21 protein-coding genes and 2 tRNA genes are annotated in these 24,802 nt (G+C 61.6%); 15 read left to right on the top strand and 8 right to left on the bottom strand.

The features are described from left to right. Positions 1-17 precede the first annotated feature (17 nt). Positions 18-2,216: an ATP-binding protein gene (locus tag Q0063_RS05800; protein WP_297871031.1), complete on the top strand. Its 2,199-nt coding sequence runs from the start codon at positions 18-20 to the stop codon at positions 2,214-2,216. Between the two features lie 147 nt (positions 2,217-2,363). Here Q0063_RS05800 and ilvC read toward each other — a convergent pair whose 3' ends face one another. Beyond that, entirely contained in the window at positions 2,364-3,362 is a 999-nt protein-coding gene (gene ilvC, locus Q0063_RS05795; RefSeq protein WP_297871030.1) for a ketol-acid reductoisomerase, read from the bottom strand. 331 nt (positions 3,363-3,693) lie between these two features. After that, complete coding sequence (locus Q0063_RS05790) at positions 3,694-4,401, bottom strand: FadR/GntR family transcriptional regulator (protein WP_297871029.1); 708 nt, start codon at positions 4,399-4,401, stop codon at positions 3,694-3,696. A 912-nt stretch (positions 4,402-5,313) separates the two neighbouring features. Here Q0063_RS05790 and Q0063_RS05785 point away from each other — a divergent pair. The 10 genes from Q0063_RS05785 (at position 5,314) to Q0063_RS05740 (ending at position 17,245) form a co-directional block, all read left to right on the top strand. Continuing rightward, the gene (locus tag Q0063_RS05785) at positions 5,314-5,982 is read left to right on the top strand and encodes a GntR family transcriptional regulator (protein WP_297871028.1); all 669 of its coding nucleotides are present in this window, start codon (positions 5,314-5,316) and stop codon (positions 5,980-5,982) included. A 204-nt stretch (positions 5,983-6,186) separates the two neighbouring features. After that, positions 6,187-7,476 (top strand): nickel-dependent lactate racemase, encoded by a 1,290-nt coding sequence (larA, locus tag Q0063_RS05780; RefSeq protein ID WP_297871027.1) that lies wholly within the window; start codon positions 6,187-6,189, stop codon positions 7,474-7,476. Continuing rightward, positions 7,473-7,775, top strand: a complete 303-nt coding sequence (locus Q0063_RS05775; RefSeq protein ID WP_297871026.1) for a UxaA family hydrolase — start codon at positions 7,473-7,475, stop codon at positions 7,773-7,775. The genes larA and Q0063_RS05775 overlap by 4 nt, the downstream gene beginning before the upstream one ends. A 4-nt stretch (positions 7,776-7,779) precedes the next feature. Beyond that, positions 7,780-8,949, top strand: coding sequence for a UxaA family hydrolase (locus tag Q0063_RS05770; protein ID WP_297871025.1), 1,170 nt, complete (start codon positions 7,780-7,782; stop codon positions 8,947-8,949). 152 nt (positions 8,950-9,101) lie between these two features. Beyond that, on the top strand, positions 9,102-10,325 hold the full coding sequence (locus Q0063_RS05765) for a PLP-dependent aspartate aminotransferase family protein (protein ID WP_297871024.1): 1,224 nt from the start codon (positions 9,102-9,104) through the stop codon (positions 10,323-10,325). Between the two features lie 131 nt (positions 10,326-10,456). After that, on the top strand, positions 10,457-11,824 hold the full coding sequence (locus Q0063_RS05760; RefSeq protein ID WP_297871023.1) for a Na+/H+ antiporter NhaC family protein: 1,368 nt from the start codon (positions 10,457-10,459) through the stop codon (positions 11,822-11,824). A gap of 212 nt (positions 11,825-12,036) precedes the next feature. After that, complete coding sequence (gene alr / locus Q0063_RS05755) at positions 12,037-13,197, top strand: alanine racemase (RefSeq protein ID WP_297871022.1); 1,161 nt, start codon at positions 12,037-12,039, stop codon at positions 13,195-13,197. Positions 13,198-13,531: 334 nt separating this feature from the next. Beyond that, on the top strand, positions 13,532-14,590 hold the full coding sequence (locus Q0063_RS05750; RefSeq protein ID WP_297871021.1) for an AAA family ATPase: 1,059 nt from the start codon (positions 13,532-13,534) through the stop codon (positions 14,588-14,590). 7 nt (positions 14,591-14,597) lie between these two features. Beyond that, positions 14,598-16,382, top strand: a complete 1,785-nt coding sequence (locus Q0063_RS05745; protein WP_297871020.1) for a DUF2201 family putative metallopeptidase — start codon at positions 14,598-14,600, stop codon at positions 16,380-16,382. A gap of 44 nt (positions 16,383-16,426) precedes the next feature. Beyond that, complete coding sequence (locus tag Q0063_RS05740) at positions 16,427-17,245, top strand: SWIM zinc finger domain-containing protein (RefSeq protein WP_297871019.1); 819 nt, start codon at positions 16,427-16,429, stop codon at positions 17,243-17,245. 102 nt (positions 17,246-17,347) lie between these two features. Here Q0063_RS05740 and Q0063_RS05735 read toward each other — a convergent pair whose 3' ends face one another. From Q0063_RS05735 to Q0063_RS05720, 4 genes are all read right to left on the bottom strand, one after another. Continuing rightward, complete coding sequence (locus Q0063_RS05735; RefSeq protein WP_297871018.1) at positions 17,348-18,235, bottom strand: tocopherol cyclase family protein; 888 nt, start codon at positions 18,233-18,235, stop codon at positions 17,348-17,350. Between the two features lie 393 nt (positions 18,236-18,628). Continuing rightward, positions 18,629-19,384, bottom strand: coding sequence for a helix-turn-helix domain-containing protein (locus Q0063_RS05730; protein ID WP_297871017.1), 756 nt, complete (start codon positions 19,382-19,384; stop codon positions 18,629-18,631). Between the two features lie 843 nt (positions 19,385-20,227). Next, positions 20,228-20,311: transfer RNA gene (locus Q0063_RS05725), tRNA-Tyr, on the bottom strand. A 9-nt stretch (positions 20,312-20,320) separates the two neighbouring features. Further along, positions 20,321-20,396 (bottom strand) — tRNA-Thr (locus Q0063_RS05720). 99 nt (positions 20,397-20,495) lie between these two features. On the opposite strand from Q0063_RS05720, the gene Q0063_RS05715 reads away from it, so the two are divergent. The 4 genes from Q0063_RS05715 to Q0063_RS05700 all read left to right on the top strand — a co-directional run bounded on the left by Q0063_RS05715 (position 20,496) and on the right by Q0063_RS05700 (position 22,415). After that, the gene (locus Q0063_RS05715) at positions 20,496-20,684 is read left to right on the top strand and encodes a hypothetical protein (protein ID WP_297871016.1); all 189 of its coding nucleotides are present in this window, start codon (positions 20,496-20,498) and stop codon (positions 20,682-20,684) included. Beyond that, positions 20,681-20,917 carry a hypothetical protein gene (locus Q0063_RS05710; RefSeq protein ID WP_297871015.1) on the top strand — a complete coding sequence of 79 codons (237 nt, stop codon included), beginning with the start codon at positions 20,681-20,683 and terminating at the stop codon, positions 20,915-20,917. Before Q0063_RS05715 ends, Q0063_RS05710 begins: the two co-directional genes overlap by 4 nt. A gap of 66 nt (positions 20,918-20,983) precedes the next feature. Continuing rightward, entirely contained in the window at positions 20,984-21,292 is a 309-nt protein-coding gene (locus Q0063_RS05705) for a sigma-70 family RNA polymerase sigma factor (RefSeq protein WP_297871014.1), read from the top strand. A gap of 247 nt (positions 21,293-21,539) precedes the next feature. Beyond that, positions 21,540-22,415 (top strand): YitT family protein, encoded by an 876-nt coding sequence (locus Q0063_RS05700; protein WP_297871013.1) that lies wholly within the window; start codon positions 21,540-21,542, stop codon positions 22,413-22,415. Between the two features lie 91 nt (positions 22,416-22,506). Here Q0063_RS05700 and uvrC read toward each other — a convergent pair whose 3' ends face one another. Together uvrC and Q0063_RS05690 are read right to left on the bottom strand one after the other, a co-directional pair. Continuing rightward, on the bottom strand, positions 22,507-24,330 hold the full coding sequence (gene uvrC, locus Q0063_RS05695) for an excinuclease ABC subunit UvrC (protein WP_297871012.1): 1,824 nt from the start codon (positions 24,328-24,330) through the stop codon (positions 22,507-22,509). Positions 24,331-24,404: 74 nt separating this feature from the next. Beyond that, positions 24,405-24,668, bottom strand: coding sequence for an HPr family phosphocarrier protein (locus tag Q0063_RS05690; protein WP_297871011.1), 264 nt, complete (start codon positions 24,666-24,668; stop codon positions 24,405-24,407). Between the last annotated feature and the right edge of the window lie 134 nt (positions 24,669-24,802).

The raw sequence follows: 24,802 nt of genomic DNA, 5'->3' as shown, positions 1-24,802 counted from the left end.
GTGGAGATGGAAAGGATATGAACAACAAAGCCTTGCTGCGCTCTTTGAAAACCAGCATCGTGGCAGTCATCTGTTTGACGGTCTTCGTGTTTTCCCTCCTGGGGGCGTTTATTCACAATATGTGTGAGGGCACCATTGAGGAGATCGGCACCAACTACATGTCCGGAATGAACGAGCAGGTATCGCTGCACTTTAAGACGATTATTGAGCTCCGCCTGACCATGGCGGAGTCCATCGCTCACATTGCGGAGGGGGACGGGGATTCCGATTTCGGAACCTGGGAGGAAATTGAGTACGGCGCCAGAGCCCGGCATTTTCTGTGCGCCGCCCTGTACTCCTCCGACGGTGAAATTGAGATGATTTTCGGGGACCCCGTTGCGCCAAACCACCCGGAGCCCTTTCTGGAGAGCCTGCGGAACGGAGAGCGCAAAGCGGCCTCCACCGCCGGCAGCGGCGGCGAGGGCGTGATTTTGTTCGGCGTTCCCTGCGAATATCCCATGTCCGGCGGAGGCGAGAGCCTGGCGATTGTGGTGGGACTCTCCGCCCAGTATATGGGCGAGGTGCTGTTTCTGGACTCAGACAAGTCGCTGAGCTATTCCTTCGTCATCCGGAAGGACGGCAGCTATGTGGTGGGAAACGAAAACGACGCCCACAAAAACTATTTCACCAGGCTCTACGACATCTTTGACGGACAGGATGTGGAGGCGGAGACCTGCATCCAGCAGCTGAAGACCGCCATGGAGACCGGGGAGGATTATTCCGCGATTGTGAAGAACGGCGGATCGCGCCGCCATATATACTGCACCAATCTTCCCTACTGTGAGTGGTATCTGGTGACGGTCCTCCCCTTTGAGGGGCTGGACGACGCCATTTCAGGCATGGGGAGCCGCTGGCTCGCCATTGTCTACGCCGCGTCCCTGGCGGTGATTGCGATGCTCCTCTACATATTCCTCCGGTACCTGAAGCTGTTCAGAAACCAGGTGGCCGAGCTGAAGCGCATGAATATAGAGATGGACGCGGCGCGGAAGGCTGCGGAGCAGGCCCAGAAGGAGGCGGAACAGGCCAACACGGCCAAACAGGATTTCCTGTCCAGCATGAGCCACGATATCCGCACCCCCATGAACGCCATTATCGGCATGACCTCCCTGGCGCTGGACAGCACGGACGACCCGGAGCGCGTTCGGGATTACCTGGGCAAGATCGCCCTGTCCAGCAAGCACCTGCTGGGGCTCATCAACGATGTACTGGATATATCCAAGATAGAGAGCGGCAAAATGACGCTGAATGTGGAGCCGATGTCCCTGCGGGAGACGATAGACAGCATCGTGAATATCATGCAGCCCCAGGTGACGGCGAAAAACCAGCAATTCACCGCCGATGTCCGGGAAATCCTCTCGGAAAACGTGTACTGCGACGGTGTGCGGCTGAATCAGGTGCTGATCAATCTGCTGGGGAACGCCGTGAAGTTTACCCCGGAGAAGGGCTCGGTTCGGATAACAGTGTATCAGGAGGCGCTGCCGGAGGACGGGGACCGGGTCCGCACCCACTTCCTGGTAAGCGATACCGGCATCGGCATGTCAAAGGAGTATCAGAAGGTAATCTTCGAGTCCTTCAGCCGGGAGGACAACACCCGCGTCCGGAAGACGGAGGGCTCCGGTCTGGGCATGTCCATCAGCAAGTATATCGTGGACGCTATGGACGGAACGATTTCCGTCCGCAGCGAACAGGGACAGGGCAGCGAGTTTCATGTGGTGCTGGATTTGAAGCGGGCGGCGGCGCCCAGCCGCAGGGCGTCGGAAGCTGCCGGCGGCTCCGAGGGAGCGGGGGATGTGGAGCTGAAGGGCAAGCACATTCTGCTGGCGGAGGACAACGAGCTCAACTGGGAGGTGGCCAGCGAGCTGCTCTCCGACCTTGAGCTGGAATTGGACTGGGCCGAAAACGGGAAAATCTGCGTGGAGAAATTCCGGAAATCCCCGGTTGGATTTTATGACGCAATTATCATGGATGTCCGGATGCCGGTTATGGACGGCTACGAGGCCACTGCCGCCATCCGGGGGCTGGACCGGGCGGACGCGGACATTCCCATCATCGCCATGACGGCCGACGCCTTTTCCGAGGACATTCAGCGGTGCCTGGAGTGCGGCATGAACGACCATCTGGCAAAGCCCATTGATATTCAGGCGGTTACCTGCAATTTGAAGAAATATCTGAAATAGGAGAGACGAGACGCGGACCCCGGCAGGAGCCGGGGCCGCCGGTTTATGGGACGAAAACAGCGGGAAACGGGAGGGCATACGCCCTCCCGTTCTGCATAAATATCCGGATGGTGTTCCGGCGCTGGCCGCCGGAGCCCGTGAAAAGGGTCAGTCCTTCGCTCCGCCGGAGAGATTTTTGCGGACCTCCGCCTCAACCACGGAGATGGGCAGTTTTTCCGTCTCAGCCCACAGCTGGTCGAATTCCTTCATGCCGCCGGCCTTGACCTCTTCCCATTCCCTGGCAAAGTCGCCGTTGACAATGTGATTGTACTGCTCTTCGATAAAAGCCCGCATGGCGCTGTTGTCGACCATCTTGAAGCGGGACATCTGCCCGTACTGGCTGGTGCGGCTGTGAAGGGGAAGCTGCTTGAACAGACCCATGTCGGCCATCTTCTCCATCATGACCATGGGCTCCTTGGACATGTACATCTCCGTCAGAATGGCCTCCGCAGGCAGTCCCTTCTCGTGGAAGAAGTCGAAGGCCGTCACCAGGACGTTCATAATCAGCGGCCAGATTGCCTGCTCGCTCATCAGGTCCAGATAGGTCTCGTCGTTGAAGGTAACCTCAATGGCGCCGGCCTTGGTGGAGCCCAGGGCCTTGGCCAGACCCACGGCGATTTCTTTGGCGTGGCCGGTGGCGTCCTGATTGACCACGACGAAGGTGGGGAAGCCGGTTCCGTTCTCATAGGTCTCCCGAACGCCCTTGCCAATCATGCGGGGGGCCACCATGATGACGTCCAGGTCGGCGGCTGGCTTGATGAATCCATAGGTGATGTTGTAGCCGGAGGCGAAATTCAGCGCCGCGCCGGGATGCAGGTTGGGCGCAATTTCCTTTTCATAGATTTCCGGGGCCACCTCGTCCGGCAGCAGCAAAAAGACGATATCCGCCCGTTTGGCCGCTTCGGCAATGGAATAGGTCTGGAAGCCGTCCGCGTTGGCCGTGTTCCAGGAGGAATCATGAATGCTGCCCACAATGATGTGCTTCACGCCGGAATCCCGCATGTTCAGCGCCTGGGAACGGCCCTGATTTCCATAGCCGATGATGGCGATTACCTTGTCCTGAACTGCCCCGATATTCCCGTCCTGATCGTAATAAACCCTGCCCATAATCGTCCTCCTCATAATTTTCACATTGTGCGGTAAAAGACATAAGACATCTGATGTTTAAATTATAACAGGATTCGGCATTTTGTCAATCCCCTTTTTTCCGGTTCTAAGAATCTGTATTCATAGCCGGGGGTCGCTGGATGGGCGAGGATTTTTCCTGTCAGACAAGAAGCTCTTTTGCGCCCGCAGCAATCCGGACGGATTGCAGGGAAAATCGACGCGGTATGACGGGAAAAAGGCCGTTCAGACAGCGGTCAGCGGCTGTGAAGACAGGTTCCAGGAATTTCCGGAAGCGGAAGCATGCCGGAGGCGGGGGCCTCCGGCATGCTGCTCACCGCTCCAGCGGTGGTTTCTGGATTTTGTAGGCGGCGGCCCACTGCTCTGCGCTTTTGCGGATGGCCGCGGAGGCCGCCTCCTTGTCCCGGCAGAGGATGGCCCGGCAGATTTCCTCGTGGTCCGACACGGCAATCTGAGGATTGAGGTTGATGGAGACGGCGATGGTCTCCGAGAACAGCTCGTTCAGCGCGCTGCCCAGGCTGATGAGGAACGCGTTGTGAGTGGCCAGCAGAATCTGATTGTGAAAGGCGACATCGTCGGAGGCCTCCAGGGTGTTGGCCTGGTATTTCTCCCGAAAGGCCTCCAGGGCCTTTTGGATGGCCGCCAGATCCGACTCCGAGGCCGCGTCGATGGCCAGGGCGGTATAGGCGGTCTCAATCGTGCGGCGGAAGACCTGGAGCTCTTCCGCGCTGCCGTCGTTCAGATACAGATGGGACAGCATGACATTCATATAGCCCTGTTCCGGGCTGGCGCTGATGACCGTGCAGAGCCCTCTGCGGATTTCTACAACGCCCAGGGCCTCCAGCATTTTGACGGCCTCCCGGACGCTGCTTTTGCTGACCATCAGCTCCCCGGCAATCTGCGCCTCCGTGGGCAAGGGGTCTCCAGGGCGCAGATCCTGTTCCAAAATCATCCTCTCGATGGATTCCATCACCTGACGGGATAAACTTTTCCGCTGCTGCCGTGCTGCCGGAACCTGCATGAAATCGCCTCCCTGTTTTAGTTGTGTAGGGACGGTCTCCCTGCCTCCGCCGCTTCGCCGGCGTCCCGGACCGCGGCGGACGGATGCTCAGAGCGTGAGACAGATTTGATAGATATCACTCAGTTTAACATATTTTTCCGGCGCGGACAACTGTTTTCTTGAAATCGGCCGTGTCCATTCGCGCATTTTATCAGGATGAGGTGCAGGAGACGGGCCTCTGTGCCCGCCCATTCTCTAAGTATACCGGGGTTTCGGCAGACGGTCCGGCGCCCGGCGGGGGGGAGCGCCGAAGATTAGTCCCACACGATTTCCAGACACGCGAGGTGCTCCGGAATGGGGGGACCCGGGAATACATGCCGAGGGTATCAGCCTCGACCTGAATGACTCCGTCCGAGCACAGCCATTCACAATTTACAAATGCCTCCAGTTCGGCCGGTAGAACAGCCCCGCAGACCACAATTGCGTCTCCCACCAGCTGACATGCCTCGTCCCCGCCGCGTTCCGCGATTGCCGTGTCGTCGTGCAGGGCGACGCGAACCCATGCGGTTTCGGACAAGGATTCCACTTTTTTCAGGACATCCCACAGCTCGGAGAGGGTGGGGCGGCCATATCCCCATTGGTTTGGGGCGATGGAGTCCTCTTCTGTGTTCCCGCTGAAAAATTCATCAAGGGTCAGCAGGGGAAGGCGTCCCCCGTTTTCCGCCAGGATTGCCTTGAATGTGTTCGGTTCTATCATCGCCGCCGGTCTCCTCCGCAAATTTAGATTCAGCAATTTCATTATAGCATGGGCCGTGTCTCCCATCAATTAAAATCTGAAACCGTCCCTGTCCGGCACAAAAGGCAAAAGGAAGCTTGAAAATGCGGCGGGGGAAGCGTTATAATAGAAGGCAAGTAAATTTAGGAGATTTTACCATGAACTTAACCATACCAAAGATTCGGACCATCCGGGAGCAGGTTTATGAGGGCATTAAGACCATGATTATCAACGGACAGCTTTCCCAGGGCGCCAGGGTCCAGGAAACCGAGCTGGCCGAGCTGTTTCAGGTAAGCCGCACGCCGGTCCGGGAGGCGCTGAACATGCTGAAGGACGACGGCCTGCTGGACTCTGGCAGCGGGAAGGGCCTGTTTGTCAAGGCGCTGACGCCGCTCAATGTAAAGGACATCTTTCAGGTGCGCAGCCTGCTGGAGCAGTTCGCCCTGAGGGAGGCCGTCTCCAGACTGACGCAGGAGGAAGAACGGCATTTTCTGACGCTGCGGAGCCGCTTTGAGGCGTTTCGGGTCTACAGTGATATGGAGGAATACGTTCAGCTGGACAGCGAGCTCCACGACAGCATCATCCTGTACTCGGGCAACCAGTTCCTGCGTGAGCTGACCAGCCGGGTGTACAATGTTCTGCAGCCCGTGCGCCTGTTTTCGCTCCACACCCGGAAGCGCTATGAGCATTCCATCACGGAGCATATCGGCATCATCGACGGAATCCTCGCCAGGGACCCGGACCGGGCGGCCTCCGTTTTGCAGACCCATCTGGACGAAGCGGAAAAGGGGGTCCTGTTCCTGCTTGAAAACCAGGCGTCCCCGTGACGGGGCCCCGCAGGCATGCTGAAATACCATGAAACCGAATGAAGCCGTGCCGTGGCTGTGAAGACAGCTGCGGCACGGCTTTTGTCTGCTTTGCACAAAAAAGCGGGGCGCAATTCTGTGGTTCCTCTCTTGACGGAACAAAACAAAAAATGTATTATGAATTAAAAATACAGAATTAGTACGATGGAACGAGAGGAGGAGCCTATGGAATTTCAGCTTCCATACTACAAGGGAACCCTGCCGCTGCGTGTTCCGGACGAAAACCTGAAACACGTTCTGGTGAATCACGCGGACCGCTTCCGCAGCGGCCGTGGCCAGGCGGACATTGTCCGGGAGGCGCTGAAGGCGCCCATCGGAACGCCGCCGCTGTCGGAGCTGGCCAAAGGAAAGCGGCGGATTCTGGTCATTACCTCGGACCATACCCGCAATATGCCCTCGGGGATCACCATGCCGCTTCTGCTGGAGGAGATCCGGCGGGGACAGCCGGACGCCGGAATTACCATCCTCATCGGCACCGGCCTGCACCGCCCCACAACCCGGGACGAGATGCTGGAGCGTTTCGGGCCGGAGATTGTGGAGCGGGAGACCATTGTGGTCCACGACGCCTTTCGGGCCGAGGATATGCGGTATGTCTGCCGCCTTCCCTCCGGGGCGGAGCTCAGCGTTAACCGTCTGGCCCTGGAGAGCGACCTGATTGTCGCGGAGGGCTTTATCGAGCCCCATTTCTTTGCCGGGTTCAGCGGAGGCAGGAAAAGCATCCTGCCGGCGATTTGCTCCAAGGAGACGGTGAACGAGAACCATTCTGCCAGGGCCATTTCCCACCCCAACGCCGTCACCGGCGTTCTGGAGGGGAATCCCATTCATGAGGATATGGCCTGCGCGGCCCGAAGGGTGGGACTGGCTTTCATTCTGAATGTGGCCATGGACGCGGAGAAGCGGATTGTCGCCGCCTTTGCCGGGGACTGCATCGAGGCCCATGCCCGGGGCTGCGCCTTTGTTTCGGGCATGTGCGGCGTGGACCGGGTTCAGAGCGACATTGTCATCACAACAAACGGCGGCTATCCCCTGGACCAAAACCTGTATCAGACCCCCAAAGGGGTTTCTGCCGCCGCAGCCTGCGCCGCGGAGGGGGGCGTCCTGATTTTGGGGGCGTCCCTGTGCGACGGCATCGGCGGAACCAATTTTGAAAAGCTGATGCGTCTGGGCTCGCCGCAGGCCATCAAGAAGACCATCGAGGCCATACCGCCCAGGGAGTCCATTCCGGAACAGTGGTGCGCACAGATTTATGCGGAGCTGATGCTGCGGCATCCCATCATCATCGTCACGCAGCACATGGACCTCCGGGAGCTGGAACATATGGGTTTTCTGGCGGCCCGGAGCTTTGACGAGGCGCTGAGCACGGCCTTCCGGCTCAGAGGCGGCAGCGCATCCGTGACCGTCATTCCGGACGGCGTATCGGTCATTGTACGAAAACAGGAGGAGGAACCAGCATGAGTGAGAGAAAACTGGCAGTTCAGGTGCAGCCAAAGGACAATGTCGCGTCCATTTTCGCGGAGGTTTCCGCCGGGGACACCGTGGAGGTCATGGCCCGGGACGGCAGTCTGGACGCGGTTGCCGTCCATGAGGACATTCCCTATGGACACAAGGTGGCGCTGGCGGACATTCCCGGCGGCGAAACCGTCTGGAAATACGGCGAGTCTATCGGCATTGCCACCAAGGACATCAAGCGGGGGGACTATGTGCATGTCCATAATCTGGACAGCGCCCGTGCCCGCGGCGATTGGAAGGAGTGAGGACATGGAACACACTTTTTGGGGTTATGAGCGGCCGGACGGGAAGGTGGGGTCCCGGAATTATGTGGCCATTGTTCCCAGCGTGGTCTGCGCCAACGAGGTGGCCCAGGCCATCGGCAATCAGGTGATGAACTGCCGGCCCCTGCTGCATCACCAGGGCTGCTGCCAGCTTCCCCCTGATTTGGACCGGGTGACGGACACCCTGGTCTCCCTCATCTGCCACCCCAACACCGGCGCGGCGCTGATTGTCAGCCTGGGCTGCGAGGGCACCGACGTGGACCGGCTGCTGGAGGCCGCCGCACAATCCGGGAAGCCCTATGATATCGTCCGGATTCAGGAGATTGGCGGCATGGCCAACGCCATTGCCGACGGCATCAAAAAAGCCCAGCGTCTGTCCATGGCGATCTCCGGCATGCAGCGGAGGGAAACCGATCTGTCCCGCTTCGTCATGGGCATCAAGTGCGGAGGCTCCGACGCCACCTCCGGCCTGGCAAGCAACTGCGCCATCGGCTATGTGGCGGACAGGATTGTGGACGCCGGCGGCACGGTGATGTTCGGTGAGGTGACAGAGTTCATCGGCGCGGAGCACATCCTGGCGCGGCGGGCCCGGACGCCGGAGGTGGGGGAGAAGATTCTGAAAATAGTCTTGGACATGGAGACCCGGGCCAAATCCCTGGGCTGCGACATGCGGAAGGGCCAGCCCACCCCCGGCAACATCAAGGGCGGCCTGAGCACCATTGAGGAAAAATCCCTGGGGGCCATTATGAAATCCGGCTCCCGGACCATTGAGGGCGTACTGGACTATGCGGAAATGAGCGCGGGGCGGAAGGGTCTCTGGATTAAGGAGACGCCGGGCCGGGAGATTGAAATTCTCACCGGCATGGCCGCCGGCGGGGCCCAGTGCATCACCTTCTCCACCGGCCGGGGCGCGCCTCAGGGCTTCCCCATTCTGCCGGTCATCAAAATCTGCGGCAACCCCCATACCTATGAGCGGATGGTCAACGACATGGACATAAACGCCGGACGCGTCATCCTGGGGGAGGCGAGTATTGAGGCAGTGGGGGAGGAGCTGTTCCAAAAGCTGCTGAAAACCCTCTCCGGAGGGCAGTGCAAAGGGGAGACCATTTACTACAGCCAGTCCATGGACATCTACTGCATGGGACCGGTCATCTGACGACAGTTCTGATTAAATCTGTGCTTTTTCACAAAACGCAGGATTTATGTTTGTCGATTCGCGGAATTGACAGCAGCAGGAAAATGTTCTAAACTATAGATATAAGACATCCGATATCTGATGAGTTTAATTGAAAAAAGGGAGGAATTTCTATGAGCAAAATCAACATGAGCTCCGTGGACTTCGAGACCATGATTATCCACGCGGGACAGGAACACGACAGCGCCTATGGCGCGCTGGCGACGCCCATTTACCAGACGTCCACCTTCTGCTTCGACACGGTGGAGGACGGCGCGGCGAAGTTTGCCAAGCAGGTCCCCGGCTATCATCCGGTCTACTCCCGCAGCGGCAACCCCACCACCCGGGCCTTTGAGCTTAAATGCGCCTGCATGGAGGGCGGCGAGGACGCTGTGGCCATGGCCTCCGGCATGGGCGCGGTGGGCTCCGTGGTGCTGGCGTTCCTGAAGCCCGGCGATCACGCCATTTTTGACGACTCGGTCTATGGCGGCACCAATTTCGTGTGCACCACCAATCTGCCGGAGCTGGGCGTGGAGATTTCCCGGGTGGACACCGCCGACCGGGAGGCCCTGAAGGCGGCCATCCGCCCCAATACCAAAATGATTTATTTTGAGACCCCCAACAACCCCATGATTAAGGTTACCGACATCGCGGCGGTGAAGGCCGTGGCCGGCCCCGACATCCGGGTGGTTGTGGACGGCACCTTTGCGCCTCCTCCCCTCCAGTACGCCCTGAAGCTGGGCGCGGACATTGTTCTGCACTCCATCACCAAATATATCAACGGCCATGGGGATGCCCTGGGCGGCGTTGTGGTGGGCTCCGCCGCCGACATGGCCCTGGTCCGCAACAACTGCATGACCAAGATCAACGGCTGCCCGCCCTCTCCCTTCAACAGCTATCTGGTCCTCCGGGGCATGAAGACCCTGGCCCTGCGGATGGAGCGGCACTGCGCCAACGCCATGGCCGTCGCCAGATATCTGGAGAGCAGCCCCTATGTGAAGCATGTCTACTATCCCGGCCTGGAGAGCGACCCCGGTCACGAGCTGGCCTGCAGACAGATGGAGAACGGTCTGTTCGGCGGAATTCTCAGCTTCGAGCTGAAGGACGACGTCAAGGGCCTGAGCAGCTTTGAGGCCGGCAAAAAGCTGCTGAACAGCCTGACCATTCCCGCCATTGCCGTGTCTCTGGGCGACCCCGACACCCTGATTGAGCACCCCGCCAGCATGACCCATGCCGGCGTCTCCCCCGAGGCCCGTCTGGCCGCGGGCATCACCGACGGACTGATCCGCCTCTCCGTGGGTCTGGAATCCGCCAGGGACCTCATCAACGACTTTGAGCAGGCCTTCGCCGCGCTTTAACGGCGGCCTCGGGCCAAGGAGAGCGCAGCGCTCTCCTTGGCCTCTTCCCTGCGGGAAGAGGCCAAATCCCTTTGCAATACCCATGTGACCAATGAGAGTTCAAGCGATATTGTGTGAATAGGGAGACAATTATGGAAAACAAAAACAAAAAAATGTATGGCTTCTCAGCCTTTGCCCCCCTGCTGATCTTCCTGGCTATTTACCTGGGCGCAGGCATCTTTTTTGCCTGTATGAGCTATGGCGGAGATTCCTTCAAGCAGATTTCCCGGGTGTTTGCCCTGCTGATTGGCACGCTGGTCTGCCTGTGCATGGGCGGAAAAGAGCGGAACCTTGAATACCGCATGGACGCCTACTGCCACGGCATGGCAAACGCGGACACCATGATTATGATTATGGTCTTCCTGCTGGCCGGCGCCTTCTCCGGCGTGGCAAAGGCCATGGGCGGCGTGGAGGCCACGGCGAACCTGGGCCTGTCCCTGGTTCCCCAGCAGTTCCTGATGGCGGGCATCTTCCTCATTTCCGCCTTCATCGCCACTGCCATGGGCACCTCCATGGGCACCATTTCCGCCGTGGGCCCCATTGCGGTGGCCGTGGCGGAGGGCTCCAGCATCAATATGGGCGTAGCCATTGCGGCGGTGCTGGGCGGCGCGATGTTCGGTGACAATCTTTCCATGATTTCCGACACCACCATCGCCGCCACCCGGGGCGCGGGCTGCGAGATGCGGGACAAGTTCAAGATGAACGGCCTGCTGGCGGCGGTCAGCGCGCTGATTACCATGGTGATTCTGACCCTGACCAGCGGCTCCGGCCAGCTGGAGGGCGTTTTCGAGTACGACATCATCAAGGTGATTCCCTACATCTTCGTTCTCCTGGTGGCCCTGACCGGCTGCAACGTGTTCATCCTCCTGCTGGCGGGCGTCGGCGTGGCGGGCGCTATCGGCATCGCCACCGGCAGCATCAATTTTGTGGAAATGGCTCAGGGTGCGGTGTCCGGCATGTCCGGCATGTACGAAATCGTCATTGTGACCCTGATGATGCGGGGCATTTCCGGCACGGTCCGGGATCTGGGCGGCATCGACTGGATGGTTGAGAAAATGACCAGCAACGTCAAGAGCCGCCGGGGCGCGGAGCTGTCCATGGCGGGCATGGTCTCCGTGTTTGACCTGGCTCTGGCAAACAACACCATTGCCATCATCATGGCCGCGCCGCTGGTGCGGGAAATGGCCGCGGAGCACAACATCGCCCCCAAGCGCGTGGCCTCTCTGCTGGACATCTTCTCCTGCATCGTGCAGGGCGTCATCCCCCACGGCGGTCAGATCATCCTCTGCATCGGCCTGACGGAGCTCTCCCCCTTCGCTATTGCGGGACATAACTACTATGTGTTCATTCTCGCCGCAGTCACCCTTTGCACCATTATCTTTGGTCTGCTGAAGACCAGGGAGGAGCGGGAGAATATTCCCATGTATGACGCCGAGACCCACGACGTCATCTTAAAATAATTACCACTCTCTCCCTTCTTGTTCAGGGGCAGTGCCGGCAGGCCGGTTTGGCCGCCGGCACTGTCCGTTTCAGGGCCGCCTCTGCGGGGAGAACCCATGGGTGAACGGGGAGAGTTCCGCCGGTGAGGGAAGGCCCTCCGGAAGGCGGCGGGCTATGGTGGAAGCGCGCTTCGACCTGTGCGCATGGGAATTGAAAACTGCCGGGAGGTGCAATGATGGATTTGAATACCAGCCGCTGCTGGGCGGAAATTGATTTGGACGCGCTGCTGGAAAACGCCCGTACGCTCCACGGGCTCATACCCGGGGGCTGCCGCCTGATGCACATTTTAAAGGCGGACGCCTATGGCCACGGGGCGGTGTCCGCCGCCCGGGTTCTGGACGGGGCCTGGCCGGAGGACTGGATCGGCGTGGCCTGTCTGTCCGAGGCCCTGGAGCTGCGGGAGAGCGGAAACCGGCAGGAGATTCTGATTCTGGGCTTCACGCCGCCGGAGGCGGCGGAGCTGCTGGCCCGGCGGGGCATTACGCAGACGCTGCTTTCCCCCGGGTATGCCAGAGCCCTGGCCGCCTGCGCCGGGGCCGCCGGCGTGCAGGTGTCCTGTCACCTGAAGGTGGACACCGGCATGACCCGCATCGGGTATTCCGGCTATGGCGAGGCGCTTTCCTCCGCCATAGCGGAGGCCGCGGCGGCGTACCGGTCGCCCGCGCTGAAGGTCACGGGAATCTATACCCACTTTTCCAGCTCCTACGGCTCCGCGCCGGAGGACGTGGACTATACCCGGACGCAGTTCAGCCGGTTTCTTGCCTTCTGCCGGGCCCTGGAGAAGGCGGGCATTCCGCCGGGGCTGCGGCACTGCTGCAATTCCCCCGCCGCCGTCAACACGCCGGAGTACGCCCTGGAGCTGTGCCGGGTAGGGACGGTTCTGTACGGGCTGCTCCCTGACAGCGCCATGGTGCGGCCGACCTCCTTCCGGCCGGTTATGACCTGGAAGGCGCGGGTGGTCCAGCGGCGTACCGTCTCCCCGGGAACGCCTGTCAGCTATGGCCGCCAGGCCGCGGCGGAGGACCCCATGGAGCTGGCGGTGATCTCCGCCGGCGACGCCGACGGCTACCCAAGGTCCCTGACCAACCTGGGCCGGGTCAGCATCCGGGGGCAGATTTGTCCCGTGGTGGGGCGGGTCTGCATGGACATGTTCATGGCGGACGTCTCCCGGATTCCGGAGGTCTCCGAGGGGGACGAAGTGGTGCTTCTGGGCGGGACGGGGCCCGGCGCAGTCCCCTGCCGGTGGCTGTATGGTCCGCTGGGACTGGGGCCCAGCGCCATCACCTGCGGCGTGCGGGGCCGGGTGCCCCGGATTTACCTCCCGCGGACCTGAAGCCCTCCGGCGGAGTTTACTGAAACAGAAAAGGGACGTTTCTTCGGGGACGTCCCTTCCTTTTGCGCCTGTCTGCGCTTTTGCAGCCCGCGGTTCCGTCCATCCGCCGGCCCGGGGGAAGAGAATCGGGCCTCTGACGCGTCCGCTTCACGGACAGGACGCCGGACAGCGCCGCGTCCGGAACCTGCGAAGAGGCGGACGGGGCGCGGAAAATTCCGGCGGAATGCCCGGGATGTGAACCGGGGCCGGTTGCGCGGGAGAGGATTCAGGTGTATAATACGGTTGATTCCGGAGAGGGACACGCTTCGATTCCGTCAGAAATGGAGAGCCGCAGATGAATTTAACCGTGACCGTCAATCAAAAACAGCTGTTGGATGTCCTGCTGAATGTGGGCCTCATCCGGCCCGTGTTCATCTGGGGCGCGCCGGGCATCGGCAAATCCGCCATTGTGCAGGAGTTCGCCAGCTCTCTGGGGCTGGAGTGCGTCTCCCTGCTGGGCAGCCAGCTGGCCCCGGAGGACATCATCGGCGTCCCCCAGATTCAGGACGGCTTCAGCCGGTTCTGCCCGCCCCGGACCATTGCCCGGAGCGAGCCCTACGTCCTTTTTCTGGATGAGCTGAATGCCTGTTCCACAGAGGTGCAGAAGGCCTTTTACTCCCTCATCCATGAACGGCGGGTGGGGGAATACTGCCTCCCCGAGGGCTCCATTGTGGTGGGGGCGGGAAACCGGGCCCAGGACAACGCCATCACACGGCCCATGTCCTCCGCCCTGGTAAACCGGATGTTTCATGTGGAGCTCACCGCCAGCCCCCGCCTGTGGCTGGAGTGGGCGGCCCAAAACGGGATTCATCCTTACATTTACGATTACATTTCCAGCCGTCCGGACCACCTGTGGGCCAGGCCGCCCAAGAGCGAGGAGCCTTTTTCCACGCCCCGGTCCTGGCATATGCTCAGCGACGCCATCCGCAGCTATGGCCCGGACATCGGGGAGGAGGCCCTGCGCGTGCTGGCGGCGGGGTCCCTCAGCCCCCAGCACGCCACCCAGTTCATGGCCTACATCCGCCAGGTGCGCAGCCAGTATGCCCTGGACAAAATTCTCTCCGGGGAACAGCCCTGGCCCGCCGGTCCGGAGGAACGGGACGTGCTCTACTTCCTGGCCCAGTCCCTCCGGGCCCGGCTGGTCAAGGAGCTGCCCCCTGAGCGGAGCAGGCTGAGCGGCGACAGCCGCGCCCTGGTTCTCCAGGCCAAGGACCGGCTCACCGAGCTGGCGGACCTGAGTCTGGAGATTGCCCGGATGGCGGTGACCCCAGAGGACGGAAGAGAGCTGCCCGACTGGTTTGTGGTGGAGCTCTTCCGGGACCTGCCCCGGCTGGCGGACAAGCGCAACGGGTGAGGGCGGCATGAAGGGAAAACAGAAGAAGGTCAACCCGGCCCTGGAGGCGTTTCAGGCCGGGCGGGGGCTGGTGAATCAGAATCCCGTGCTGTCCCCTCTGATGGAGCGGGCGGACCTCCATTTTGACGACAGCTACCCCATGGCGAAAGAGGACTGGGCCTGGGTGACCTCCGACGGGCATATCTACGCCAACAGCCGCCGCCGGGCCGCGCCGGCAGAGTGGGCCTATGTGCTGGCTCACTGCCTGCTCCACCTGGCCCTCGGCCACATCCGGGAGGACCGGGAGCGGGATCCTTTCTGGAACGCCGCCTGTGACTGTGTGGCCGTCCGGTATCTGGCCGACCTCCGCGTCGGCGCGCCCCCGGGGGAGCTGGCCGGGACCCCGCCCTCCAACGCCCGGGAGGAGGAAGCCCTCTGCAGCTGGCTGAGGGAGCACCACACCCCGGACTATTTCCGCTTCTCCACCATGAGCGGAGGCCGGGCGGACATGGTCTGGAGGGGGGAGGCCCGCCGCTGGTGGAGCGGCCCCACCGACTGGAGGCAGCTTTTTGCCGAGAGCCTGCGGGACGCCCTCCGGACGGCGGTGGACTACGCCGGAGGCGTCCGGACCCAGGCGGGGGAGCACAAAAAAATGGGCCCCATTCAGCGGGCGCAGGAGTGGTTCCTGTCCAGCTATCCCCTGCTGGGGGGCGTGGCCGCGGGCTTCCGGCTGGTGGACGACCCCCTGGCCGTCCAGCGGATGGACATTCCCATTGCGGCCATCTCGGTCCATATGCGGGAAATTTACATCAACCGGGCCGCCGGCCTCACAGAGCAGGAATGGCGCTTCGTTCTGGCCCACGAGTATCTCCACGCCGCCCTGTGCCACGAGCAGCGTTTGGGCAGGCGGGACCCCGAGCTGTGGAACGCGGCCTGCGACTACGTGATTAACCAGTGGCTCCGGGACATGGAGGTGGGCCATATGCCCGAGGGGCTTCTCTTTGACCCGGAGCTCAGCGGCCTGTCCGCCGAGAGCGTCTATGATCTGCTGGCGGCCAACCTGCGCAAATACAGGCGCATGGCCCGGCGGGACATTCTCTTTGGTCCCCCTGATTGGCAGGGGTCCAGGGACTTTGTGGACCTGGACGCCTGGTGCCGCTCCGCCATTCAGCGGGGGCTGGACTACCACCAGGTCCACGGGCGGGGCTGTCTTCCGGAGGGTCTGGTGGAGGAGATACGGGCCCTGTCCCAGCCGCCCATCCCATGGGATGTGAAGCTGGCCCGGTGGTTCGACGAGCGCTTTGAGCCTCTGGAGAAGCGCCGCACCTATGCCCGCCTCAGCCGGAGGCAGACGGCCACCCCGGACATCCCCCGGCCCTCCTGGCGGGTGCGGGTGGAGGAGGCGGCCCGGGCGGGGCGGACCTTCGGCGTGCTGCTGGACACCTCGGGCTCCATGAGCCGCAGTCTGCTGGCCGCCGCCCTGGGGGCCATCGCCAGCTACAGCGCCGCCCGGGACGTGAACCGGGTGCGGGTGGTCTTCTGCGACGCCGCCCCCTATGACCAGGGGTATATGGAGGCGGCGGATATTGCCGGCAGCGTCAGGGTCCGGGGCCGGGGCGGGACGGTTCTCCAGCCCGGAGTGGAGCTGCTGGAGCAGGCCCGGGATTTTCCCCGGGAGGCCCCTCTGCTGATTATCACCGACTGCGAGTGCGACCGGCTGAACCTTTATGGCCGGGACCACGCCTTTCTGGTACCCCGGGGGAAAAGCCTGCCCTTCCCGCCCAAGGGCCCCGTGTTTTATCTGGGGGACTGAGGGCCCGGACAGGCGTCGGAATTCTATAAAAAGGAGAATGAGGGATGAAAAGGAAAATCGGTTTTGAGGCGGAGCGTCAGGAAAACGGCGGGAGCGGCGTCCGGCCCGTCTCTGAAAACACCACTGCCGGGCCCAGAAAGTCTCTGGTACAGGTCTATTTTCCGGCGCGGGGCATGAACCTCGCCTACTACAACGACCGGTTCGACCTCCATGTGGGGGACATCGTCTTTGTGGACGGCAAGCTGGAGGGACTGCGGGGTCAGGTCACAGATGTGGAATACAGCTTTAAAATCAGGCTCTCCGATTACAAGCGGGTGATCGCCATGGCGGACACCCATATCTCCGGCGAACTCCATATGGCCGGTTCCTATCTGGCGGCCTTTGACCCCGGAACCATCCCCTATGAAAAAGTGATTACCTGGTTCAAGGCCCCTGACAGGGAGGACGACGTCTATGTATCCGGCAGCGGCGGCCGGGGCTTCCGGCTGGAGGATCTCAGCGGGATGAAGGCCGGGGCCGCCATGGAGGACCGGGGACATGCCTATTTCATGGAGAACCGGGTGGTCTATCTCTGCCTGGACGGGGGCTGCGGGCGGGGAATCGTGGAGGGCACCTCTGCCTATGAGCTGGAATTTGATTACGGCAGCGGCGAGATTAAAAACCTCACCTGCGGCTGCTATTGCGTCTATCCCTGCAAGCACGGCGTCGCCGCCATGCTCCAGCTGCGGGAGACGCTGAAGCTGCTGGAAGAGAAGTACGGCTTCGACTGGAATCAGGGCGGTTACGCCGCGGTCATCAGTCAAAGCACGTTCCACGACTTTGTCATGGAGGGAAAGACCACCGGCAGTCTGGTGTTCCGGTAATTCCGGAGCCTGCCCCCCGTTCCGCTCTCCGGCCGGCGGGCCCTCAAAAACAGCCCGCTGGCCGAAGCGCCCCCGCCCCTGACGGCGGTTTTCCGGCGGCGGTCAGTCCGCCTGGGAGTACTCAAAGCTGGCACAGGGCTCCGTGTGCTGAAACAGGAGACGGTCCCCCTGCCGGAAACGGCAGCGCACCTCCGCCCGGAGGCTCTCGTGTATGGTGCGCTCCATGCGGCCCTCCACCGGAGCCCGGAGGGGCTGGCGCTGTTCGTTCAGCAGCTCCGCTTCCAGGCGGTACTTTCCCTGACGGATGGCCGCGCCGGAGGGGGACCAGGCCTCGATACGGGCCCCCCGGTAGGTGGCCAGGCGGTATTCCCGGCCCTGGTACAGCACGGAGCAGATACAGCCGGTGAAGCTGCCCACAGGCAGGGGAATCGTCGCAATGGCAAGCATCAGACTGCCCTGCTCCGCCCCGTCCCAGACGCACTGCGTCCACAGGTATCTGCTGGGGAAGGAGCGGCCCCGGTCCGTCTCGATATAACCGATTCCATCGGTAAAATCCAGACGCTCACCGTTCAGCTCCAGCGTTCCGCTCAGGGAATGGCCCATGCTGATGACGCCGTGGGAGCACTGCATCCCGGCGAAGAACCGGAAGGGCCCCATGATGTCGGAGCGCAGGGGGGTAAGGGGACCGTATCCCAGGGCGCCCCGGAGGGAAAGGCCCTCCCGCCGGATATGGAGCTCCATGCCCCGGCTGCCAAAGCTGCACTGTCCAACCTGCACCTGAAGGGGCCGGCGGGAGACCTGGGCCTCCGGGTACTCCAGCCACCACGATTTGCCGCCGGAAATGACCTGAAGAGAGGCGGTCCGGCGTCCCTCCCTGTCGATATGGAAGGCGGGAATCAGCGCCAGAGTCTGCCCCTGCCGGTTCTGGTGCTTGAAATACCAGCCTTCAAAATAGGGGCCGGTTTTCCCTGTGCCGCGGAAAAAGTTCATGATTCATCACCCCGGGTTCAGTGTTCCCTGAATCCGGGGATTTTATAGTCGCCGCACAGGCCGCAAAACGGCCTTGCGGTGGACTTCATAGTCAGCACAAGGGGTTCTTACCTTACCCGTCAGCGGCTCCGCCGCTGGTTGAAAATCGGTATCTGCCGGTTTTCAACTGTGCTGACTATATATGGATGCGGGCCTCATTCCTGCCGCGGATGTCTGGGCGAAGCCCATGGGCCCCATTCCGTCTGGGGTGTCCGCCGGAATGTCCGGCAGCGCCCGCCTCGCCGCAGAACAGAAGGGGACCGAAGGCTGTGCCTTCGGTCCCTTTGGCCGGACTGCTGTTTGCCCCGGCGGCGTCCCTGTCGGAGGGAAATGTTGGAAGGAGGGAGGCGCGCCCTATGCCATTCCCGGCAGGGGCGGCGTCCGCCGGAGAATCACCCGGCCAAAGCAGGCCAGGGACCGGCCTCCCGCGGCGGTCAGAATCACGTCCGCGTCCGACCGCTCCCGGTTCAGGGAAAAGAGGTAGACAATGCCGGCCCGGTCCTTGTGGTACTGCTTGCAGAAGATGTCTCCGTCCACGCAGAAAATGCCCACATCCCCGGATTTCAGGGGGTCCCTGTTCACGTAGACCACCGAGCCGTCCTCAATCAACGGGGACATGGAATCCCCCTGAATCCGGACGGCGAACTCCGCCCCCGGGGGCACGTCCCCCTTCACGGGGATGTAGTCGAAGTCCGAGCCGAAGGCCGGGGCCGCGTACCCCGCCGCCGCAGGCGTGCGGTACAGCGGAATCATCCTGGGCTCCGCCGCCGACGGGGAGGCCTCCGCCTCATCCCGATAGGCCCGGAGGGCGTCCATCAGGGCGTGAACGCTCTCCCGTCCCAGGGCGGACAGCTCCCGATACTCCCGCAGCAGGGTCCGTTCCCGGTGGGTCAGCACCTGCCCGCCGGACTGGAAGCTGTCCTGAAACAGCTCGTTGGGGTCTGTGTCCAGACAGTCGAACAGGCGGAGCATGATGTCCTCTTTGGGAAAGCTGACGCCGGTCTCATAGTTGCCGATGGCGGAGGGCGAAACGCCCAGGCGCTTCGCCAGATCCCCCCGGCTCAGGCCCAGCTGCTCCCGCCGGGCCCGGACGCGCGTGCCAAATCTCATGGAACTGTCCTCCTTTTTTCATGCTCCCATTGTATCAGCATCCCGGACCGCTGTCAAAGATTTTTTACAAGAATCTTGTAACTCCCTCTTGACACGATAGAACATTTGTGCTACTATAGGCTGTGTCGACAAGAAACCTGTGAATTCACAAGCAAACCAACAAAGAATGTGGCCTGTCCGGATGCCGCTCCGGCCGGACAGTGAGAATCGGAAGCGAGAAAAACGGATGCAAGAAATCGGAAGCAAAAAATCGGAAGCAAAAAAACACGGCGCACCGGCTTCGGTTGGGGAGGGAGGCGCAGGCAAAAAATTGGCCGCAGACCCGGCAAAGCGGATCGCGGCCAAGGATGAAGAAATTCCTGTTAGAGTGTATTTCCGCCCTGGGGCAAACATGCCAGGGCGGCGGGAAGTTCTGAGTTGGAGTCAGCAGGCAGAATCCGTCCGCTTCGGCAGGCATGCGCCCAAAACCAGACCGTGGAAAGCGGTCGCGGTCCGGAGGGGGGACGGGGGTGCCCGGACTGAAAAGCCGGAACAGGCGGACAGAACCGGTGGTTCAGCCCCCGCGCGTTCCCCGTTCCCCTCTGCCGCGAGTCCGGCGAGCCGCGGCGGAAAACGAAGAAATTCCCACCATCGTGCAGTTTTCGGCAGAGCCGGAAAGGTTACAATGGCAGGAATTTTTGAGCTGGAGTCAGCAGGTATCATCAATTTTTCCGGAATGCCTGGACCCAAAGCCAAACTGCAACCCAGCAGAGCGGTTGCGGTTTGGAGAGGAGGAGCAGCGGAATGAGTGCGCTCTGAGTTTTGAAAAAAGTCGGAGCAAGCGATATGCAGCTTGCTCCGACGTGGTGGAGGAGGGTGGATTCGAACCACCGAAGCCGAAGCAACAGATTTACAGTCTGCCCCATTTGACCGCTCTGGAACTCCTCCGTATGAAATTGGAGCTGGTGGACGGACTCGAACCCCCGGCCTGCTGATTACAAATCAGCTGCTCTACCAACTGAGCTACACCAGCAGTTCCAACAGCAGTGTTTATTCTAGCAGAGGAGGAGCAATTTGTCAACAGAAATTTTCACATTTTTTTGATTTTTTCAGGAGAACAGGAGGGAAGTCCTTGGAACAGGCTTCAGGCCGCCGGAGACGGCCGGTTTTGCGCTGCACGCTGTGCGGCCGGGAAATTGTGAGAGGTGAGGAATATTGGGTCTGCAACGGGTGCCTGGCCTGCCGGGAGTGCCTTCCGGAGCTGGCCCGGCGGGAGCTGGCCCCCTGCCGTGAAATTCGGGGAAGGGAGAGGGCGTTATGATGAGTTTGGGGGAATTGTCGGTCCAGTACCGGGCCGCCGCCGAGGCCATTCATGGCCGCATCACGGAGCTGCGGGGGCTGGAGCGGACGGAGCAGGACCCGGACGCCCTGTTTCGCCTCCGCCGCCGCATTGAGGCGCTGATGCCTCTCTGGCGGGAGGCCCGGGAGCTGGCCGGTCTGACGGCCCGCTATTACGACAGGAGCTATCACAAGAATGAGAAGTATACCCTTTGACCCCGGGGCAGAGCACAGGGACCCGGCGGCCCGCCGGACACAATGGGAACAGGAGGGATGAACGCCATGAGAAAACCCCGCTCCGACAACCGTTTTGACACCCGCTCCAGCGAGTGGGCCGGGGACCTGACCGTCTGGCTCCGGGCCAACGCCCCGGACAACAGCGAACAGCTGGAGCGCCTGCGGCGAAACCTCCGGCGGGCCAGGGAACAGGAGCTGACGCCCCGGCAGAAACAGATGCTGGAGCTCTATTTTGACCAAGGCATGAACATGCCTCAGATTGCCCGGGCGCTGGATCTGAACCGGTCCACCGTCTCCCGGACCCTGCGCCGGGCCAGGGAGCGGCTTTACAGGTGCCTGCGCTACACGTTGTGAGTTTTGTGGGATGGAGGGAGAAAAACGGCGGACCGGGACGATGAATTGGGCGTTTTTGCCTGCGTTTGCCCCTTGCGGTTTTCTCCGGAAGCGTCTATAATCAGACGTAAATACACACCGGCGCCGGCAGGGAGCGCCATTTGGGCTCCGCGGCGGCCCTGACAGCGCTGGAGTCCGGTTCCGTCAGGCAAGGCCGTTTGGAAATCCGCGTGCCTGCCTGATGAGAACGGCTCTATGGAGGATTGCTATGCTGTACAATTCCATGCACAACCCTTGGCTCCGGGTACTGTTCGCCGTGCTGGGCGAGTTCCTCGCCGCCGCGGCCATGAACCTGTTCATCGTGCCGCTGCATCTGTACGGCGGAGGCCTGATGGGCCTGTGCCAGCTGATCCGGTCGCTGATTCAGTCCGGCATGGGCGTCAGCTATGACTTCGCGGGCATCCTCTATTTTGCCTGCAATATCCCCATTCTGCTCTTTGCCTACAAGACCCTGGGCCGGACCTTTGTGGTCAAGACCATTGTCTGCACCAGCGCCTATTCCTTTTTCTACAGCATCATCCCGGTGCCGGCGGCCCCCATTGTGGACGACTATCTCACGGCCTGTCTGCTGGGGGGCATTCTCTGCGGCGTTGCCAGCGGCATCGTGCTGACCTGCGGGGCCAGCGGCGGCGGGCTGGACATTGTGGGGCTTTGCTTGAGCAAGCGGGGGAGCCGCTTCACCGTGGGCAAGTTCTCCCTGAGCTTCAACGCCGTGCTCTATTCCGCCTGCCTGCTGCTGTTCAGCCCGGAGGTGGCAATTTACTCCGTGATTTACAACTTCTTTACCTCTATGGTCCTGGACCGGATGCACCAGCAGAACGTCAATGTTCAGGCCATGATTTTCACCAAGGAGGACGAGACGGCGGTGGCCCGGTTCGTCATCGAGAAGCTGGGCCGGGGCGTCACCTTCTGGGAGGGCACCGGCGCCTATTCCGGGGCCGGCATCCACGTGCTGACGGTGTGCCTGTCCAAGTTTGAGATTGAGGAACTGATGCGGGCGGTCCACGCCATGGATGAGCACGCCTTTGTCACCGTGCAGGAACACGTCCGGGTGTACGGCAATTTTGTCAGGAAGCTGGGATAATTCAATTAGGAGTTAGGAATTAGGAGTTAGGAATTAGGAGTTAGGAATGATTGAAATGATGGAACAATTCCTCATTTCTCATTCCTAATTCCTAATTTTTATGGAAGTGTCGCCAGACGGCCTCGGCGGCGGTCCGGGGCACCACGGCGGCCAGGGCGTCCACATCCGCCTCCCGGATGGCCCGGATGGTGCCGAAGTGCTTCCGCAGGGCCTCCCGCCGCTTGGGGCCCAGGCCGGGGATGCCGTCCAGGGCGGAGCGGGTGGCGCTTTTGCTGTGGCTCTCATGGTGGAAGGTGATGGCAAAGCGGTGGGTCTCCTCCTGAATCTGGCCGATCAGGGAGAAGACGGCCTGCTGGGTGACGATGCCGATCTCCCGCCCGTCGGGGGTCACCAGGGCCCGGGTCCGGTGCCGGTCGTCCTTCACCATGCCGAAGATGGGGATGCGGACCCCAAATTCCTCCGTGACCCCCAGGGCCGTCTGGGCGTGGGTGACGCCGCCGTCAATGAGGAACACGTCCGGCAGAGGCAGGAATTTCTCGTCGCCGTCGGCGGCCCGCTGGAGCCGCCGGCGGAGGACCTCCCGCATGGAGGCGTAGTCGTCTGGGGTTCCCTCCAGCTCCTTGATGCGGAAGCGGCGGTAGGCGCTTTTCAGGGGCCGGGCGCCGCTGTAGACCACCATGGAGGCCACGATGTCGCTGCCGCCGGTGTTGGAAATGTCATAGGACTCCAGCCGCTTCGGCGGGGCGGGAAGGTCCAGCATTCTGGCCAGCAGCTCCAGCGTGTGGGCCACCCGCTCCTCCGCCGTGGTGGCCCGCTCCGCCTCCTCGGCGGCGTTCCGCTGGGCCAGGCGGCGAAGCTCCTCCTTTTCCCCCCGCTGGGGGACGTGGACCCAGACCTTGTGCCCCGCCCGCTTCGTCAGCGCCTGGGAGAGGCTTTCGCAGTATCCCTCGCTTTCAAAGGGCAGGAGAATCTCGTGGGGCAGAATGGCCCGGGGCAGGTAGTACTGGGCCGTCAGGGCGGAAAGCATGTCTTCCTGGCTCTCCTCCATGGGGGAGGAGAACAGCTCCGTTTCCCGGCCCGCCAGATTGCCCTCCTCCATGTGGAGAATGGCGTAGCAGCATTTTCCCGCCCCCCGGTACAATCCCCAGATGTCCGTATCGGCGCAGAGTCCGGCAATGACCGTCTGCTTTTTGCTCAGGGCGCTGATGGCGTTGATGCGGTCCCGGAGCACCGCCGCCTGCTCGAAGTGCAGGGCCTCCGCCTCCGCCTCCATCTCGGCGGTCATGTCCCGGAGCAGCTCCCTGGACCGGCCCTCCAGCATCTGGACGGCCTGACGGATGCGGCGGTTGTACTCCTCCTGCGTCTGGGCCGGGCGGCAGAAGCCGTCGCAGCGGCCCATGTGGAAGTTCAGGCAGGGCCGCTCCGCCCCGATATCCCGGGGGAATTTCCGGCTGCACGTGGGCAGCCGCAGGGCGGAGAGCACCGCGTCCAGGGCCTGGCGGGTCTCAAAGCGTCCCCCGAAGGGCCCGAAGTATTTCGCGCCGTCGTTGGCCCATTTGTGGACCATGGAGAACCGGGGATAGGACTCCCGGGAGAGGCGGACGAAGGGATAGCCCTTGTCGTCCTTGAGCAGGATGTTGTAGCGGGGCATGTGCCGCTTGATGAGGGAGTTTTCCAGCACCAGGGCCTCAAACTCGGTGGTGACGAAAATGGTGTCGAAATGGTCGATCTGGGACACCATCTGCCGGGTCTTGGCGGTGTGGGAGGCGCTGTCCTGGAAATACTGGCTGACCCGGTTTTTCAGCTTCTTGGCCTTCCCCACATAGATGACCTTCCCGGTCCGGTCCATCATCAGATAGACGCCGGGGAGCAGGGGCAGGTCGTTGGCCTTTTCCTTCAGTTCATCCTTTGTCATGGCGTGCCTCCCTTCCGTCGGGATAAAAAAACCGCCCTGCGCTGACAGGCAGCACAGGGACGGTTTCCATCCAATTACTCACCGAAGTTGTCCTTCACCAGCTCTGCCAGAGCGCTGACAGCTTCCTTCTCATCTGTGCCGTCGGCAATCAGCATGATGGGGGTGCCCTTCACAATGCCCAGAGACAAAACGCCCAGCAGGCTCTTGGCATTGACGCGGCGGTCCTCCTTTTCCACCCAGATGCCGCTCTTGAATTCATTGGCCTTCTGGATAAAGAAGGTGGCGGGCCGGGCATGCAGGCCGACCTCGTTGTTGACGGTGACTTCCTGTGTATACATATTGCAGCTCTCCTTTTCTATGATACCAGATTGAAGCGAACAGCATTCTGTCACATTATTGTACTAACATCATAACCGCTTTTTTCCTTGCCGTCAATGGATAAATTGACAAACATTTGAGAAAAAATTCAGGC

It is taken from the genome of uncultured Oscillibacter sp. (assembly GCF_947654275.1).
GTDB lineage: Bacteria > Bacillota > Clostridia > Oscillospirales > Oscillospiraceae > Oscillibacter.
Note: the sequence above shows the minus strand (reverse complement) of the source record. Positions and strands in the feature narration are given on the sequence as shown.

What these genes read in the sequence shown, in the direction of transcription:
- Q0063_RS05800 (WP_297871031.1), top strand. Translation starts at nt 18, where the DNA reads ATGAACAACAAAGCCTTGCTGCGCTCTTTGAAAACCAGCATCGTGGCA.
- ilvC (WP_297871030.1), bottom strand. Translation starts at nt 3,362, where the DNA reads ATGGGCAGGGTTTATTACGATCAGGACGGGAATATCGGGGCAGTTCAG.
- Q0063_RS05790 (WP_297871029.1), bottom strand. Translation starts at nt 4,401, where the DNA reads ATGCAGGTTCCGGCAGCACGGCAGCAGCGGAAAAGTTTATCCCGTCAG.
- Q0063_RS05785 (WP_297871028.1), top strand. Translation starts at nt 5,314, where the DNA reads ATGAACTTAACCATACCAAAGATTCGGACCATCCGGGAGCAGGTTTAT.
- larA (WP_297871027.1), top strand. Translation starts at nt 6,187, where the DNA reads ATGGAATTTCAGCTTCCATACTACAAGGGAACCCTGCCGCTGCGTGTT.
- Q0063_RS05775 (WP_297871026.1), top strand. Translation starts at nt 7,473, where the DNA reads ATGAGTGAGAGAAAACTGGCAGTTCAGGTGCAGCCAAAGGACAATGTC.
- Q0063_RS05770 (WP_297871025.1), top strand. Translation starts at nt 7,780, where the DNA reads ATGGAACACACTTTTTGGGGTTATGAGCGGCCGGACGGGAAGGTGGGG.
- Q0063_RS05765 (WP_297871024.1), top strand. Translation starts at nt 9,102, where the DNA reads ATGAGCAAAATCAACATGAGCTCCGTGGACTTCGAGACCATGATTATC.
- Q0063_RS05760 (WP_297871023.1), top strand. Translation starts at nt 10,457, where the DNA reads ATGGAAAACAAAAACAAAAAAATGTATGGCTTCTCAGCCTTTGCCCCC.
- alr (WP_297871022.1), top strand. Translation starts at nt 12,037, where the DNA reads ATGATGGATTTGAATACCAGCCGCTGCTGGGCGGAAATTGATTTGGAC.
- Q0063_RS05750 (WP_297871021.1), top strand. Translation starts at nt 13,532, where the DNA reads ATGAATTTAACCGTGACCGTCAATCAAAAACAGCTGTTGGATGTCCTG.
- Q0063_RS05745 (WP_297871020.1), top strand. Translation starts at nt 14,598, where the DNA reads ATGAAGGGAAAACAGAAGAAGGTCAACCCGGCCCTGGAGGCGTTTCAG.
- Q0063_RS05740 (WP_297871019.1), top strand. Translation starts at nt 16,427, where the DNA reads ATGAAAAGGAAAATCGGTTTTGAGGCGGAGCGTCAGGAAAACGGCGGG.
- Q0063_RS05735 (WP_297871018.1), bottom strand. Translation starts at nt 18,235, where the DNA reads ATGAACTTTTTCCGCGGCACAGGGAAAACCGGCCCCTATTTTGAAGGC.
- Q0063_RS05730 (WP_297871017.1), bottom strand. Translation starts at nt 19,384, where the DNA reads ATGAGATTTGGCACGCGCGTCCGGGCCCGGCGGGAGCAGCTGGGCCTG.
- Q0063_RS05710 (WP_297871015.1), top strand. Translation starts at nt 20,681, where the DNA reads ATGATGAGTTTGGGGGAATTGTCGGTCCAGTACCGGGCCGCCGCCGAG.
- Q0063_RS05705 (WP_297871014.1), top strand. Translation starts at nt 20,984, where the DNA reads ATGAGAAAACCCCGCTCCGACAACCGTTTTGACACCCGCTCCAGCGAG.
- Q0063_RS05700 (WP_297871013.1), top strand. Translation starts at nt 21,540, where the DNA reads ATGCTGTACAATTCCATGCACAACCCTTGGCTCCGGGTACTGTTCGCC.
- uvrC (WP_297871012.1), bottom strand. Translation starts at nt 24,330, where the DNA reads ATGACAAAGGATGAACTGAAGGAAAAGGCCAACGACCTGCCCCTGCTC.
- Q0063_RS05690 (WP_297871011.1), bottom strand. Translation starts at nt 24,668, where the DNA reads ATGTATACACAGGAAGTCACCGTCAACAACGAGGTCGGCCTGCATGCC.